This is a genomic window from Enterococcus faecalis, assembly GCF_029024925.1.
Classification (GTDB): Bacteria; Bacillota; Bacilli; order Lactobacillales; family Enterococcaceae; genus Enterococcus; species Enterococcus faecalis.
In genome coordinates this window covers 84,005-100,967 of record NZ_CP118962.1, presented here as the reverse complement: position 1 = coordinate 100,967, position 16,963 = coordinate 84,005, and the positions used below count along the sequence as shown (strand labels likewise).

Here is a 16,963-nt window from a genome sequence, read left to right as displayed (position 1 = left end):
TTAAAAAAAGTAGTAGTTCCTTTACTATCAATAGCTAATCATCTATTATTTACGATAAAAAAAGCAAAAAAAGTACCTTTTTGACATAATTTTCAGAAGAATTGACGCAGTATTTATTAAAAAACAACGAGAAAACGTCAATAAGTAGGTGTTGATTACCTACTTATTGACGTTTTCTTCTTGTCTTTTTTTACTTTTTAGAAAAATTTTTTTACAATTTATCGGACATATACCTCAAAAAAGCCCATTTTTTTGATTTTTTATTAAAGTGACGTGGTTCTTTTCTCGTTAATTTTTACTATTTTTTGGTTCAAACGATTATATTGCTCAAACGTTAACTCACTTGAAAGTAAAAAGATCTCTGGATGGCCCGTTTCTACATCTGCCAAAGAAGTCACTAATAGTAAATCAATATTTTGCCATTCTTCTTTGCTTGCTTCACTGTATCGTAAGACTTCCAATGCATAAAACCGACGAAAATTATTTTCAATCGAAAGTTTCACCCGTTCTTCTTCCAGTACTGGCAAGCCTGATTTTAACCCTAAAACAATTTTTTGTTCACGATGAATTAAATCATTAGAAAGCGCCAAAACACTAGAATAACGCAAAGCCAAAAATTCTTTATTTGTAAATAATTCATTGCCTGTTTGTTCGTAAAGTTGATTTAAGCCTTGGCTTAATTCTTCTAAAAGAACTGGATATTTTTCTTTAACTTTATTCCAAAAGACATTGTACATTTTCACATTTTGGACATAGTAAAGTTCGGCAAATAAATGTGTAGCAAACAAATAATAAAAAATTTGCGGACGAATTTTCTCTAATTGCGGCGTCATGTGTATTTCTTCTAATAAGAAATGTTGGACTAAATGAGTCAACATATAAACAGGCGCTTCAGACTCATCAAAATGCGCTAAAATTGCTTGTGCAGTGGCTTCGTCTTGATAAAATTGGTCATTGGCTAACAAGAAAAAGTACACAAAAGTTAAATCGTTTTTGTTAAGGAAAAGGGTTGTAGCTGTCATTTCTTCTATAAAGGCTTGGTAATGTTTATTACCTTCTAAATAAGTTTCTTGCTCGGCTGAAGGTCGATATTCGGCGCCTTGCGCACTACGGACTTTTGAGATAGCGACCATATATTTAACTCGGCGTATCACCGTTTCCGCAACTTCTACGTTGAAAAAAGCCATCATTTTTTGGACAGTTTGTGCGACTTCCGTTTCTTGTATATAGTCAAAAGGCCAAGTATCACGGATTAAGTCCATAAAAATAGTGTAAGCAAAATGGCGCAAATACGCTTCATTGCCTTCAATTTTCCAGGTGCTTTTATTAATCACTAACCCCAATGGCGCTAAAATTTCTGTAAACCCTTTAAGCAAGCGCCGAATCGTGGCATCACTGGTATGATATTTTGTTGTCGCTGGCACAATCCCATTAAATCGACCCCAGAATAAATCTTCCATTACTTGATAAGTTAAACTATCCCGAAAAATTGCTGTATAAAGTTTCTGGAACGCTTGGCTAGACGCCAAGTTCAAGCGATAGCCATGCCCCTTTTCAAAAGCCAAAGAAGCATCATTATCCACAGCATAATACGTAATGTCATCTTTTAGAAGCTCTACGTATTTTTTGACTGATTTTTTGTTTAATTGTAATTCTTCTGCTAACTCATTGATGTCAATCCAGCCTTCATTAATTGGCAAGTTTCTTAAAATAATAATTTTAGAAACGACATCTGTATCGAATATATCAACATATTCATCCCATTTCACTGTTCACTCAACTGCCTCTCTTCTGTTCTATTGTACACAAAATGAGAAATCTATTCCACGAAAAAATAACAGTTGTTTCTTTTATTCTTTCTTAGATGTGGACGTTTCAGGAACAAACACGTTGAGTCCCCCAGCTTCCACCGTTACTTTAATCGGTAAATCATCGGTAGGGTCGCCATCTGTTCGTGTTTGGACTTTCTTGTCTTTTTCGCCACTAATTTTAAATTGACTCCCAGAGAAATACACGACACCAGGAATTTCATTTAATTGTCCTCTGATAATTTTAGGTAAATAATAGACAAACTTGTAAAAAACTAACTTAGGCAAAATGATAATGTGGACTTCGCCGTCATCTGGCGTAGCATTGGCATCGAAATTGGTAAAGCCGCCAGCAGAATTCGTCATGGTCATCGTTAATAATTGGGCTTTGCCATGCCAACGTCTTTCATCGCCATCAATTTTTAGTTTGTATTTTTTCTTTTTCATTAATAAGCGGAAAAATTGCTTTGTAAAGGCTAAAGGACCATATTTTTGTTTCTCCTGTTGGGTCACATTTGCTGCTGTATCTGCTAATAGTCCAATCGTTAAGGTCGAAATCATCACATCTTGATTTACCATTCCAAAGTCAACTGGTGTGGTCTGTCCTGCCAAATTGGTCTCAAAGGCGTCTTCTTCTTTCAAAGGAATACTTAACACACGTGCAAAATTATTGACTGTTCCACCTGGAATAATCCCTATTTGATAGTCACGAATGGTGTCTTTAAAATTTTGAACGGCATGATGAATGGTCCCGTCACCACCAATGACGACCAAGACACCCACTTGATTTTCTTTGGCATTTTTCCGCATTTCTTCAGGATCGATGTCTGGATTGGAAGGTTGCAAAATAACCGCTTCCCCTCTCGCTTCTGCAGCTTTTTTAAAGCGTTCTGCAATCTCTTTACTTTCACTACTTCCTGAAGTTTCGTTGTATAAAACCATCATCTTTTTCATCATTCTATCCTCATATCTCTAACTAAATTTCTTGCACATGTAAAGTGTACAATATTTTAGCCAAAATACCTAAAGATAGCATCGAAAAACAAAGGCTGAGGCACAAGCGGTTATCTCCAAGAACCCCGTAAGTTCTGTTCAAAGGCTAAACTGAGATGAAGGCTTACCTGAGAATGTCAATAAGAAGGAGCTGCTTTTGTTCAGTTGATTAGCTTAAGATGGAAAAAAATAGGCCATCCGTCGAAAGGACGGATGGCCTGTTTTTTTATAGTTTTTGCTTATTTCTTGCTCTTTTTATAGAAGAGCCAACTTGCCAAACCGACCAACAGGAGGCCGATAAAGACAAAGAAGTAATTGACTTGTGTGTTGGTTTTCGGTAAACCAAGCCAACCTGTCTCTCTAGCTGCTTGTTTCGTTGTTGGCTGATTTGGTTTTGTTTTTTTGGATACAGGTTGTTTCTCGTTAACAAACGTGCCCGCATCCACGAGTTCAGGTTTGTCTTTCGCTGTTGCCGCAATAGTGAATGCGACTGCTTGCTTAGACAGTTGGTAACCATCCGGTGCTTTTGTTTCCACAAAGGTATATTTTCCTGGTTGTAAGTGGTTCACTTGAACTAACCCTTGGTTGTCAGAACGTAATGAACGAGCGACAGTTTGCCCTGTCTCTGCATCTGTCACTTTAAATTCAGCACCTACTAAGGCATTCTTTTGCTGGTCAATTTTCACCAGCTTGGCAGCACCTTGGTAATTAATAAAAGGTGCTTTAAGTACCACAGTGGCTGGTTTGCCTTGGTTGTCTTTGGCAATCGTAAAGCTTGCGCTTGGCGTTTCATTAAGAAGATAGCCAGTTGGCGCTTGTGTCTCCACAAAACGATACGTTCCCGGTGCTAAGTTTTTCGCAATGACTTTGCCTTGCTTGTCAGACATCAGATTGGTTTGTCCAGCTACGGTTTGCCCTGTTTCATCAATGACCTTAAACACCGCACCTGCCAATGCTTCACCTGTTTCGTTTTCTTTGGTTAATTGAGCAGTTCCTTGATAATTGATAAGATCGCCTAAAGCAATTGGCTGCTCTTTTCCTAATTGGGCGGTTACATCAAATGGATGTGGCGTTGTGTCTAACAGATAGCCTGTTGGTGCTTTCGTTTCCACTAAAACGTAATGCCCTTCATTCAGACCTTTAGCGTAAATTTCGCCAGTCTTGTCCGTTGTTATTTCAGAAACTTTCTCTCCTGCACGATTCAAGAATGTTATTGGTGAACCTTGTGGCTGATTCTGATTATCGGCGTTGTAAATTGCAAAAACTGCACCCGCTAAGGTTTGACCTTGCTCATTGACTTTACGTCCCGTTACTTCCGCTTGATAATTTACAAACTCTAACTCATCTAGTGGTTGTTTATCATTTGAATTCTTCTTCACTACAAAATAAATGGGTTGTTTATTGACGATATAGCCATCCGTTGCATCCATTTCATCTAATTCATAACTACCAGCGCCTAAATCCTCCATAGCCAATGAACCATCTTTTTCAGAAGTTACTTCTCTTTCAAAGATTTTTTCCCCGTTTTCGATTCGATACAATTTAAAAATTGTTCCTGGAAGTGGGTTCGCATTGGCATCAATTTTCTTAAAGACGGCACGTCCTTTGAAATTGGCGAAGGCCCCTAATTGGAAGATCTCCGGATCGCCTTTGAAATCACCACGAATTTCTACTTTTACTAATTCAGGATAAATAATATAATCTGCGCCATCTGGTAATTTTGGTGCTTTGATTTCTTTGTAATAATAGGTACCTGGCGCCAAGTCTCTAAAGATAATTTTGCCATCTTTGCCACTCGTTGCTGTAATCCCTAATGATTGTTTATTGTGATCATATAGTTCAAAAACAGCACCTGCTAATGGTTGGTCTGCGCTATTCGTTTTCACGATTTGGAAAGCCCCTTTGTAATTCACAAAGTTGTCACTAGCAACAACGACCGCTGGTTTACCAGCATTTTTCTCAGCAATTTCAAATGGGACTGGCATGGTATTTAACAAATAGCCTGTTGGCGCTTTGGTTTCTACAAAGCGATATTTACCTGGGGCTAAGTGCTCTGCAATAATTTTCCCTTGACTATTTGTCGTCAAGCCTGTTTGAATCGTTTGTCCCTTCGCATCAAGCACTTTAAATGTCGCACCACTTAATAAGTGTCCATTCACATCTTTTTTGATTAATTTAGCTGCGCCTTGATAGTTAACAAAGTTAGCCGTTGCTATAACTGTTGCTGGTTTGCCCCGATCGCTTGCTGCAATCGTGAAAGCACTTGGTTCAGTGTTTAAAAGGTACCCTGCTGGCGCTTTGTTTCCACAAATTGATATTTGCCTGGGGCTAAATCCGTCACTGTGACTTTTCCGTTTGCATCCGAAACTAAGTGTTCTCGAACCGCTTGTCCTGTAGTATCAAGGACTGAAAATTCAGCACCTGCTAATGGATTGCCTGCTTGGTCTTTTTTAATTAGTTCAGCAGAACCTTGGTAATTAAGCATTTTAACATGAACATCACGAATTTGTCCGCTCGTGTTTTGTGTCACAATGAACCGTTTGGGTGTCGTGTCTAAAAGATAGCCTGTCGGTGCTTCGATTTCTGTGAACTGATAAAGCCCTGGTTTTAAACTATCCACCTCTAACTGGCCATTTGCGTTGGTTCGATCCGGCGCAAGGGGAACTTCTTCCCAATGAGTAAACGGCGTGGTTACGGCATGCTCTAATTTAAAGCGTGCATTGACTAACTTTTTGCCCTTCTCATCTGTTTTTTCTAAAATTACTTTATTGACATTGTTTTTAATAATAGTTGGTTGTGCACCATCTGCTGAAGTTTCTTCATCAATAGTGATGACTTGACCTTTAGCTAATTCATCCGAAACTGTATAACCTTCTGGTGCTTTCGTCTCCACCAAAATGTATTGCCCTTGTGGCAACCCACCAAATGTGATAACCCCGGTGGCATCTACTGTACCTTCACGTAGGACTTGTGTTTTGGCTTGGTCCCAAATTTGGAAATGGGCGCCTGCTAAAATAGTCGTCCCATCCATGGCTGTTTTCTTCAGCTGAATTTTGCCTTTAGTCCCTGTGGCATGCCCGCCACTGTGATCAATGTCAACGACCACATCGCCATTGTCATCCCCATGAACGACTTCTGAACCATTTCCAGTAATTGACACTTGGTTGGATACCGTGTCTGTACTCCCCGCTGCTGAAGAAGTCACTAAACTACGATATTCCATATAATAAGGTGCTTCAATATGGGCCATTTTAACGACAATTTTTTGTTGTCCTGTTTCATTATCGGTGGTAACTTCCAGTGTGTAATCTTTTCCTTCTTCTAAAATAACAGATTTATCTGGCGTAATAGTTCCGTCTTCTGTTACGTTGGTACCGTAAATCACCAATGACTCGGGATCTAGCACTTGGTTTGGTGAGGGTGTATCAGTAATAACCACATCGTCTAAAACCGATTGGGCGCCATTGATCATTACATGCCAGTACACATGATCTGGATCATCTTTGTGGTATTCGCCACCTTTTTTCACTGATTCGCCACCATGTTGAATAGAAACTTTTCCTGTCACATCACGTGAAGAACCTTGGTTTGTATAAGATGCGGTATTGTCATAACTAGCCGAACCTTCGATAACTTTTTCATCAACAGACGTCTTAAATTCAATCACATACGTACGACTATCATTAGGAAAATCAACACGCCAAGTATTTTGGTTTTTCTCGCTTGGTTCTTCCATTGTGATATCCGTCAACGGTTGCGCTGGTTTCACTTTTTCAACCGAACCATCTGGCTTTGTATTGCCTTCATAGACTTTCAAGCTCCCAGCCAAATAGGTTTGATTGGCTAAAATTGGATCCGTCAAAAAGGCGTCGACTAAACGATTATTACTTAAATTAACCGCAAGCGTCCAAGTGATTTCTTTGGTAACGGCATTGTAAACACCGCTTTTTTGCGCATTTAAATCAAAAGCAGGTAAAGGTTTAAACGGTTTACTATCTTCTGAATGATGATTGTTTCCTGCTTCATCCGTCCAATCAATGGCAGCGGTATTTCGATAATGGTCCAACGCAGGATTGTTAGCGTCTAACTCGGTAACATCGAAAAAGGTAGTATAAGTTATGTGGAAGGCATCACTTGTTTTGGCATACGCCCCTATAAAACTTACCTTAAAGCCTGTTTCACCTTCTGCATTACGAGTTATTTCTACCATGAAATCCTTGCCTAACGTCAACTGAGCACCAGTGGTTGTATCTTTGACAACCAACGAATTGGGTACCATAGTTAAGCCAGGAACTGGTTCGTACGTATCCGTAATCACGGCATTTTCCATCAAATAATTATTTTGATTCACAGCTAACGTCCAACCAATCGTCGAATTTTGATAATCAACTGCACCAGTGTTTTTAATAATATTTTGTTGACTGGCTGTGCCATCACCTTCTGAATGCTGACCAGTACCAACATCCACACGATTATTCACGGCAACATCGCCTTCGACAATTCCATCAACTTTGGTTTTATAATCAATCTTGACTGCGCCATTCACATCATGTAAAAAGTCAATTGCAAAGGAACCGTCTCCTTTGATTACCACTTTGTAATCTTTTCCTTCCACAAGTTCTGCTCCAACGACTTCATTTCCTTTGTCATCAAACGTCACTGAATATAAATGTAAAGAATCTGGTTCAAACGTTAAATTATCCCCCATTGTGTCTGTAATGACTGCTTGGTCTTTTGGAATGGTTTGTTCACCATAGTTGTAGTTAATTTCCCAAGTGAATTCTTGATTGGCTTCGTCGTAATCTATATTGCGCTTGTCTAACATTTTGCCATATGTGGCGGTAACAGTTGCTTCAGCATCTAACCCATTTGGATTATTATCACTTGTTAACGTCGCGTGATTTTTAAAAGGCACATCGCCGCCGCCATCTGGAATAACCGACTCGTCAATCGTCGTTTGGTACTCAAGACGATACGCTTTATTGGTGTCACCTTTAATCGTCACATTGCCATTTTTATCAACGGTATATTCATCTGGACTAAGTTCGCGACCCACTTCTTTAATTGTTCCATCAAGATTCATCACTAACTCATAGACTTTCACTGACTTAAAGGTATTCCCTGTTGGCCATGTTTCCGTCACAGTTGGATTTGTTTGATCTTTCATCGCTTGATTGATATCTACCGTCCAAGTAATCGCACTAGGATTGGGCGTTCGATCAAAATGGCCTTGTTTATCAATTTGTTGTTCGGTATCTGGGACAATTGGAATCACTACAGGCGGCAAATCTTCTTGTGTAGGAATATCAATCACCCAATCTCCTGGACCCCGCCCATCTGAATCATTCAAATGAGTATCTAAAGAAAAGTCCCCGTGAATGTCACTTTCAGACGTGATTCGCTCATTAAAGGTAAAACGAACCGTACCATCTTCACTAATTGTGTAGGTTCCATAGACATTGCCTTCTGCATCAACTAAATCACCTGAACCGGGTTTATTAGGTTTCAAATTGCCAGGTAATTGAAACTCGAAGTAATCGCCTGCTTTCATTTGTTCTCGCACATCTTCTGGAATCGACCAGTTAAAGTTCCAATGAATGGTCACATCTTCTTTATACGGCGGTGTTGCTGGTGTGCCATCAGGATTTAAATAAATCGGATCTTCAAAATTATCGATAATCGTTGTTTCATCACCTGTAAAATAGTCACTGATATCTGTTGGTCCTGCTACGCGCGGTTTGACAGTCGTAGACTCGGTTGTTTTACTTTCTATCGCTTTTGTCGTGCTGGCGACAGTTTCTTCGGACGAACGAGGAACAGAGGAGTTTGTAGATGCTTCTTCTGTTGAACCTTCATTCGCTGATGCGGCTGGCGAACTCGTGATTGCCGTTGATTCTGTCGGATCAGTACCAGTATTTAACGTCAACGCTCGTTGCTGTTGTCCATAAGAAAACGTCACATCTTCTGTAGCTGTAGGGTTCAACGTTAAGACTAACGTATCTGCTAACGCTTGCTGATTCAATTCAATTTGAATCTGTTTCTTCTGGTCATCCACTTGAATCTTGCGCGTATTATTGGGCGCTGCCCAATGTGCAGCTTTGATTGACACATTGGCACTATAATGCACTACAACCTCTTGTGTTACTGGTTGTGCTTTTCCTTGAAGCGCTAAGGTCATTTCTTGTTGGCTGGTTTGCTTCACTTCTCCTAACGTTAACTGGCCATCGCTGTTAACATCTTCCGCCAAAGCCATGAGTGGTGTGCCATAATTTAGAACAAGTAACAAACACATCAACCCGTAGAGCCAACGGTTTACCATTGGTCCATTCTTTCTCATTTCTTTCATCCTTCCTCTACTAACGACACATAGAAGAGAACGTTCACTTCGTACCAATTTTTTATTTTAAACCAAATAAGTGAGTGCTCTTCTGTTGTCTTTCTTCCTTGCTAAAACAGACAGCCAACACACCTTTTCTTTTTATCTCCTCAAAACGCACTCTTGCTTCGAATGCGGATTCATTTTCTGCTTTTTCCTATAGACTCTTCTATAAGAATAAGAAGAGTATAACGAGATTTTTCAGCAAAAATTATCAACAACTTCTCCTCCAAATAGAAAAAGTTGATGAAATCCCAGAAACCCTTTTCATCTTTATGAAAACACGTCCTTATCCTTTCTTATTTTTACTATTCCTTCTTCCACTATACCGTTTTTTTTAATTTTTTTCATAAGAACTAACCAGACAAAAAAGCCTATTTGTATAAGCTATTTAAGCTAAAAAATCAATAGACTCAAATTATCATTCTTGTTATTTAAATGTTTTATATAAACTGGTTGTTTTTCTTAATAATTTTTTGCTCTACCATTTTTTGTCCATGTTTTCTTCCATTTGACACATTCAGTTCTTCTTGATTTTTAAGAATAGATACAGTAGCATAAGAACAACTAGTTCTTTCACTGGCAATTGTCAAATGTCATTTAGAAAAGAATGCCCTATCTGTATTATCTGAAAAATCAAACAATCATAACCAATTAGAAAGGTGGTTATTATGTATAACTTATTAACCAAACAGGAAATTCAGTTACTTTCCCTAATTGAATACTTGTATGACAGTAAAGAAAAAGTCCCCATGCAAGTACTCCGACGAAAATATGAATTTTCCCATTACAATATCAACAATTTATTGAATCAATTAACTTTGTTAATTTCTCGAGTCAATACACATGAAAATGTACATATTCGCATCATTAATAATCAACAGTCCATAGAATTAGTTGCCGATGAAAATATCCCGATTGAGTTAATGAAAGAAGCTGTTGTCCGCGGGTCACTAACCTATATGTTAGCCCTGGATTTACTTTTAAAACGCTACACTTCAGCCAAAGATTTTTGTGAAGAGCACTTTATTAACTTTTCTATTTTTAAACAAGTCAGTGACCGTTTAAATAATCATCTAGCTAGATTTAATTGTTATTTAAACTTAAAAAGACGAGAAAAAATTTGTGGCAACGAGAAAGATTTTCGCAGTTTCTTTTATTCCTTATTCTTCATTTCAGGAACTTCTCTAGTACCATTTCTATCTAAGACTAATCAAGCACAATTGCAGAACTTCATTGAAATCATCAAAAACCGTTACCCTTACTTTACATATACTGATTTACGCAAATTAAAATTAATTATGTCCATAGGTTTACTCCGTTATCAATCCGGTTTTACAATCACCAATTATCCAGAAGTTGCTGCTATTAATTTGGCCTTTCCTTATTCAGAATTCCAACTATTAGTGAATGATTGTTTTATTGATGAACAAAAAGAGCCTGACACTTGGCAAGCTGAGATTCATTTTTATTATGATTTCTTCAGCACATTAACGATGTACTCTCTGGTCCAAATGGAAACCATCAACTTTGCCAACTTAGCGATCATGGGAATGGATAACAGTCCACACGCTACTTGGATTTTTGAAAAATGTACGCAATTACAGTTGGATTTAAGCGCAATAGAAGTGGTCTTTTTATTGGTTAATTTATCCAATGCCAGTGAACGACTGATTCATTTCCCTGTGGAAGAGGAATTGAGCTATGAGGTTGCTAATGTCTCTCTGTATGAAAAACAATACCCAAATGTTTCACGAACAACCAACTATTTCTTAAAGCGTTTGCCTTTTGACAAACAACATCCACTAGATGCGTTATTTAAAGAAACCATTTTTTTAATTATTCGGAGTGTTTTATTAAATAAACAAATTCCTGTTAAAATTTTACTTCATTCATCTATTAATCAGATACAAGAAAACTGGTTAGCAAAGGAAATCAATAATTATTGTGATGTTCCTTTGAAATTCGTCAATCATATTCAAGAAGTGCCTGACTTAGTCATTACTGACAAAAATAATCCGCTTTTTCACGCCAGCAAAACCTTTTATTGGCATCCCGTTCCTTATTTAGACGAATACTATAACCTAAAACAAGTAGTTCGCAAAATTTATTTTGCCAAATTACGTGGGGAAAACAGTTTGGAGGGAATCGGATGTTAACAGGGTTACTTGATGTACCTTATCGTAAAAGTTTTGCTCTTTTAGAAGAATTACTCGAACGTCGTGAAGCAGAAGAGCAAACATTGGCGATTTCTACTTTAGCCACTCAATTAAAAATGCAACAAAATACCATTCTACAATCCGTGGCTTTGCTCCAAACAGAAATTGAAAAGAACGGCTGGGAGAACTTATTTTCTTTATCAGCAAATGCCAAAGAAATTACATTTTGGTTTGCACCCTATTTCCAACTGTCATTTTTGATGCCCTACTTTGTCAAAAAAAGTTTCGCGTATCAAGTACTGACCTACGCCTTTAATCATAATGCAATTGATAGCAAACATTTTGAAAAAGTCCTAGAAATTTCTTCATCAACCTTTACGCGAAAAATTGGACAATTAAACCAATGGCTCCAAAAATATCAGATTGAAATCAATTTAAAACGTACCAATGTGTTGGTGGGCAAAGAAAAAGATATCCGGATTTTCTTTATGATGCTTTTTTGGAACAATTACTCTGAAGGGGATTGGCCGTTGTACACGATTACTAAAAAAGAAGTCCATAGTCTCTTTCGACGTTTAAAACACTCTGTTTCTTTCAATACAACACAAGATTTTACAAAAGACTTAATTTTTTCTGCTGTGATTTTAGCGCATTGGAAAGAGGGCTTTTTTATCAAAGAAACTTTCGTGGAGGAAGAAGCGATTGTTAATCCCTTTGTTAATCTGAGTGAATTTGAATTGTTTTTTAAAGAAGAAGCCTTACACCAAGTTCCAACAAAATTTATACAAAAAGAAGGCCTTTTTGCCTTTTTCTTATTGACGATTAGTGTCAGCTACGCCACACAAGATGTCTTGGAAATTCCTGCAGCACGGATGCATATGGTCCAGCTATTAGGCTCACCCATTAAAGAGATCATTTATCAACTAACGTCTTTTTATCAAATTAAATTGACATTTCACGAGTATCTTTATCTATATACTTCTATCCAAAATTTAAGTGTCTTTTTTAAGACCTTTGTCACGATTGCCAATCCATTTGTGCAAGAAAGCTTTTTAAAAGAAGCACTTCAAAAAAATCCAAGTCTCTACAAAGATGTGAAGCGCCTTACAATTGAAATGCTTCCGACATTGATTGGCAATGAAAAATTGTTAGTTGACTGCTTGTTTATTCTTTTTTGTACATTGAAAACGAAATCTTTACCACCGATTCGTGTCTTAGTAAGGACCAATCAAAGTAATTTAATTTTAGATACCCTTTATGAAAAGCTAAGTAAAGCCGTGGATAAAAAATTAATTTTTGTCGCTTCACCAGAAAAGCCTTTCGATGTAATTATTACAGATATCTTTTCAGAAGTTAGTGTCAAATCAACGGTTCCCACTTATTATGTTGATTTTTCCGCTAGCATTGGTGAACTAGCGCAAAGCTTAGAAAATTTAAATACACAAATTGTCACCAAACAAAGTCCACGCCACTTTTAAAAGTTTTCACGTGAAACATTTTAAGTGATAAAAATTACAAAAAACGCCAAAAGGTAGCAGAAAAACTGCTACCTTTTGGCGTTTTTTACGAAAATTTTCAATGTTCCACTCTAGTGATACCGAAACGTAGAACATTCATTTACTAACTACTCATTTTACATGACGTTGTTATTTTCTGTCACCAATTCTAGCTCTTGCAAGTAATGATCCAAAGTCGCGTGATGTTGATCGACATCGGCTAACTCTGTTTCAATTTTAGCTAAACGCGTGTTCATGCGTTGAATTTCCGTTAGTGTTTGTTGTAAAACGTTTAAAATCCGTTCATCGTTAGGCATTGAAATCACTCCTTGTCCATTTATAGTTCTGAGCCGTGTTCAATCTCTTCAATCGTTTCAAGAGACAAATCTTTGGCATCATTTTTAGCTTTGTGGAAGACCATATATAAAATAGTACAAACGATTGGGATACAGCCTGCTAAGAAGTACATTTGTTGGAATGACATAAAGTTACGTAATTCACCTAAAACGTACGGACCAACCCCTAATCCAAGGTCTAAACCGATGAAATAAGTCGATAAAGCAATCCCGATACGGTGAGGACTTGGGCTTTCTTGAAGACAAACCGCTTGGCCATTTGACATGAAAGTACCATAACCTAAGCCAATTAACCCACCTGAAACTAATAACATCCAACCAGACGTAGTCATACTTAATAAGAATAAGCCTAGTGTTAAGAAAATGTAGCTCGGATACATGACGTAGCGTTCACCCTTGACATCGAAAATCCGACCTGTCGATGGACGTGTTAAGGTAATCACGACCGCATAGACGATAAAGAAGAAGGTGCTGACGTCAACTAAATCGATTACTTTGACATAAGAAGATAAGAAAGATAAGACACTTGAATAAGCAAGACCCATTAAAAAGGCGATAAATGTAATAAATAAAACTTTCTTTTCAACAAAACTATCAAAATTCCATTTAGATAAAGCTTCACGATGTTCAGGTGTTAACTCAATATTTTTCACTGGGAAAATGAAGCAAGCAATGGTTGTTAACAAAATTAAAATAATTGAAAAGTTAATAATGACATGGAAGTTGGAAACATTTAACAATAACATCCCAATAAATGGTCCAATGCCGGCTGCTAAACTAGTACTCAACCCATAATAATTGATCCCTTCCCCTTTTTTGTTTTTAGGGATATAGGCGGTAACAATTGCGTTGGTCGCTGTCGAAACGGTTCCGTAACCAAACCCATTTAAAAAACGGACCAGATAAAGAATGCCCATACTTGGCATATACATATACGCAACAGTCGTTAAAAGATAAAACAAAGCCCCATAACGTAAGACTTGTTTACGCCCAATCAGTTCAAGGAGTTTCCCCATGAAAAGTCGTGCAAGCAATGTCCCGATGATGTAAATTCCTGAGGCCAAACCCGCTTGACCTAAAGTAGCGTGTAAGCTATCTTGCGCAATCACCGCAATAATAACCATTAATAAATAATAAACAAGATAGACAATGAAATTAATCACTGTAATACTGATAAAGCCTTTATTCAAAAGCTTTGTTGGTGTTTGTTCTGTCATAATTCTTTGAATTCCTCTCTCTTTTGTTCTGTTTATTTTGTGTTGCTATTTTTCAATAAAAGACCGCTATCCCCTCACTTTGATGACTTATCAAAAAATTTTCTGAAATTCATTTGCAGTTATTACTATACGAGATATCCGTTACAAAAAAATGTAAATTTGTGAATGATAAACGTTATCTACAAATAACTTCAACAAATGTTGTTGATTTTTGTTGAAAAGCCAAAATGACTAATGATTTTAATTAAAATAAGCTCTTGGCTAATTGCTCAAAATTTACTTTTCATACGAAACTTCCTCATACATAGAAAAAGAAAAATAGGGCATAAGTCGAAACGACTTATGCCCTATTTTTTTAAACTTTCTCTATTTTCGTCCTAAAATCCATGAAACGATGGCAACTAAAATCACTGCCCCGATAATCGATGGCACTATAGCCATCCCAGCTAAGCTTGGTCCCCATGTGCCTAAAATGGCTTGACCAATCGTTGAACCAACTAACCCTGCAATGATATTGGCAATAATGCCCATCGATGATCCTTTTTTAGTAATTGCTCCAGCGATTGCCCCAATGACACCACCGACAATTAATGCCCAAATAAAGCCCATGATTGTTTCCTCCCTTTAACTGTTTATTCTACACGTGGTTCCATATTTTCTTTGACTTGTTCTGTTCCTTTATTCACAGCTTTTTTTGCTTTTTCTGTTTGTTCAGAAGCAAATTCACCGGTACTTTTGGCAGCGCCTGTGACTTTATCTTGAACCGTTTCGCTATCTTCTTCGTATTCTTCTTTTGATTTGATATCAACTACGTTAACATTCACTTCAATCACATCTAAGTGGGTCATTTTTTTCACTTCACGGCTGATTAATTCTTTCATTTTTTCGTAAATGTCTTGAATATCTTTGCCGTATTCTACTACGATATCCATATCAACAGCGACTTGTTTTTTACCAACTTCGGTATCAATACCCGCTGTGACGTTATCTGTGTTTACTAATTTTTCAGCAATATTTGAGAAAAAGCCGCCATCGACTGTTAATAGACCATCGACATTTTCTAAGGCTAAACCGATAATTTTTTGAACGACTTTATCTTCAAATGTTAATTCACCTTTGATTGCATGATCTTCTGGTGTGTGTGGTCCGTTTCCTGCTGGTTTTGGTACATTATTGAATTTTTCGTTACTCATGGTTCATTCCTCCTAGTTTCTTCTATTATTGCTTTATTTTTAATAAAATAATAACCCATTATTGAACACGAGGTGCCGTGTTTTCTTTGACTTTTGTCTTGCCTTTAGTTACCGCATGTTTGGCTTTGTTGGTTTGTTTTGACATAAAACTACCTGTCGCTTCAGCGGCGTTGCCAAGTTTATCTTGGACCGTTTCACTTTCTTCTTGGTACTCTGCTTGTGTTTTGATATCTACTACATTGACATTGACTTCGATTACTTCCAAGTGAGTCATTTGTTGGACTTCACGAGTAATAACCTCTTTCATTTGATCATAAATGGTCTCGATATCTTTCCCATATTCGGCTACAATGTCCATATCCACTGCGACTTGTTTTTTGCCGACCTCGGTGTGAATGCCTGTTGTAACATCTTCACTGTTAATCATTTTATCTCGTAAATTCGAGAAAAAACCGCCGTCCACAGTTAACAAACCGTCGACTTCTTCCAAAGCAATGCCAATAATTTTTTGGATTACTTTATCCTCAAACGTCAACTCACCTTTAACAATCGATACATTTGCATTTTCCATAGCCAAAACCTCCTATTTATGATGAAAATAATTTTTGACAATGCCTGTCTGTTCCAAATACAAACCTAGCCAAATACCTAGTCCTGTCAGGAGTACTACTAACAATGTTTTAAAGAAGCCGATTGACAGAAACAAGATTGCAAAAACTAAGCCGACTAGGCCACCAATTAACGGAACGGCATATTGTTTTATCCATTCAACCATTGTACATCCCTCCTACTCCACACGTGCTTGTGTTTGCTGTTGTTGTGGTCGTTTCATTGATTGAATATCTTCAAAATGAACATCAATCGTAATCTTGTGACCAGTTCCCACCAAACGAGCAAGCCGTTCTTCCATTGTTTTTGACCAAGCTTCTGTTTGTCCAATTAAATCTGCCGTTCGTTTCAGTGTGCCTTTAACATTGACCTTAATGCGCCGTTTTGTCGCCTTTACACGAATGGTTGGTGCTTCCAGAAAGTCACTGTCTTGCAAGCTAGAGCGTACAAATCCTTCGATGGCTTTACGGTGTAACACTAACTTTCCTTGCTCTTCTTTTAATTCAAACGTGCCTTTTCTTCTTGGGAATAAAAGAATGAATAAAAAGAGAAAGAGCATAATTCCTAGTAAAACTAGCGCTACCCAAAAGATTGCTTGACGTGCGTACTCGTTGTCTTGCAAGAACCATTGAACATTATCTGGTGGTTGCCAAGCTGTATCGGCTGACCAAGTGGTGATGGCCACCGCGCCAAATAATGCCATTAAAATCAGTGAACCTAGAAGCAAAAGTATTTTAACAACTTTATTCACGGAAC

At 37.6% G+C, this 16,963-nt stretch carries 11 protein-coding genes and 1 pseudogene; 2 read left to right on the top strand and 10 right to left on the bottom strand.

The window, feature by feature from the left end:
• Positions 1-263: 263 nt before the first annotated feature.
• The 3 genes and pseudogenes from PYW42_RS00405 to fss1 all read right to left on the bottom strand — a co-directional run bounded on the left by PYW42_RS00405 (position 264) and on the right by fss1 (position 9,138).
• Positions 264-1,769 carry a helix-turn-helix domain-containing protein gene (locus tag PYW42_RS00405; RefSeq protein ID WP_002379861.1) on the bottom strand — a complete coding sequence of 502 codons (1,506 nt, stop codon included), beginning with the start codon at positions 1,767-1,769 and terminating at the stop codon, positions 264-266.
• An 81-nt stretch (positions 1,770-1,850) separates the two neighbouring features.
• Complete coding sequence (locus tag PYW42_RS00400) at positions 1,851-2,765, bottom strand: diacylglycerol/lipid kinase family protein (RefSeq protein ID WP_002389614.1); 915 nt, start codon at positions 2,763-2,765, stop codon at positions 1,851-1,853.
• Between the two features lie 275 nt (positions 2,766-3,040).
• Positions 3,041-9,138, bottom strand: a pseudogene (gene fss1 / locus PYW42_RS00395) (fibrinogen-binding MSCRAMM adhesin Fss1).
• A 710-nt stretch (positions 9,139-9,848) separates the two neighbouring features.
• Here fss1 and PYW42_RS00390 point away from each other — a divergent pair.
• Together PYW42_RS00390 and PYW42_RS00385 are read left to right on the top strand one after the other, a co-directional pair.
• Positions 9,849-11,336 (top strand): helix-turn-helix domain-containing protein, encoded by a 1,488-nt coding sequence (locus PYW42_RS00390; protein ID WP_002381348.1) that lies wholly within the window; start codon positions 9,849-9,851, stop codon positions 11,334-11,336.
• Positions 11,330-12,814 carry a helix-turn-helix domain-containing protein gene (locus PYW42_RS00385; RefSeq protein ID WP_002411449.1) on the top strand — a complete coding sequence of 495 codons (1,485 nt, stop codon included), beginning with the start codon at positions 11,330-11,332 and terminating at the stop codon, positions 12,812-12,814. The genes PYW42_RS00390 and PYW42_RS00385 overlap by 7 nt, the downstream gene beginning before the upstream one ends.
• A gap of 155 nt (positions 12,815-12,969) precedes the next feature.
• Here PYW42_RS00385 and PYW42_RS00380 read toward each other — a convergent pair whose 3' ends face one another.
• The 7 genes from PYW42_RS00380 to amaP all read right to left on the bottom strand — a co-directional run bounded on the left by PYW42_RS00380 (position 12,970) and on the right by amaP (position 16,958).
• The gene (locus tag PYW42_RS00380; protein WP_002381345.1) at positions 12,970-13,149 is read right to left on the bottom strand and encodes a hypothetical protein; all 180 of its coding nucleotides are present in this window, start codon (positions 13,147-13,149) and stop codon (positions 12,970-12,972) included.
• Between the two features lie 20 nt (positions 13,150-13,169).
• Entirely contained in the window at positions 13,170-14,405 is a 1,236-nt protein-coding gene (locus PYW42_RS00375; RefSeq protein ID WP_002356101.1) for an MFS transporter, read from the bottom strand.
• Positions 14,406-14,771: 366 nt separating this feature from the next.
• Entirely contained in the window at positions 14,772-15,014 is a 243-nt protein-coding gene (locus tag PYW42_RS00370) for a GlsB/YeaQ/YmgE family stress response membrane protein (RefSeq protein WP_002356092.1), read from the bottom strand.
• 23 nt (positions 15,015-15,037) lie between these two features.
• Entirely contained in the window at positions 15,038-15,598 is a 561-nt protein-coding gene (locus PYW42_RS00365) for an Asp23/Gls24 family envelope stress response protein (protein WP_002356090.1), read from the bottom strand.
• A 58-nt stretch (positions 15,599-15,656) separates the two neighbouring features.
• A complete protein-coding gene (locus tag PYW42_RS00360; protein WP_002383483.1) occupies positions 15,657-16,169 on the bottom strand; it encodes an Asp23/Gls24 family envelope stress response protein in 513 nt (170 codons plus the stop codon).
• Positions 16,170-16,181: 12 nt separating this feature from the next.
• A complete protein-coding gene (locus tag PYW42_RS00355; protein ID WP_002356087.1) occupies positions 16,182-16,373 on the bottom strand; it encodes a DUF2273 domain-containing protein in 192 nt (63 codons plus the stop codon).
• A 12-nt stretch (positions 16,374-16,385) separates the two neighbouring features.
• Positions 16,386-16,958, bottom strand: a complete 573-nt coding sequence (gene amaP / locus PYW42_RS00350; RefSeq protein ID WP_002381343.1) for an alkaline shock response membrane anchor protein AmaP — start codon at positions 16,956-16,958, stop codon at positions 16,386-16,388.
• Positions 16,959-16,963 lie beyond the last annotated feature (5 nt).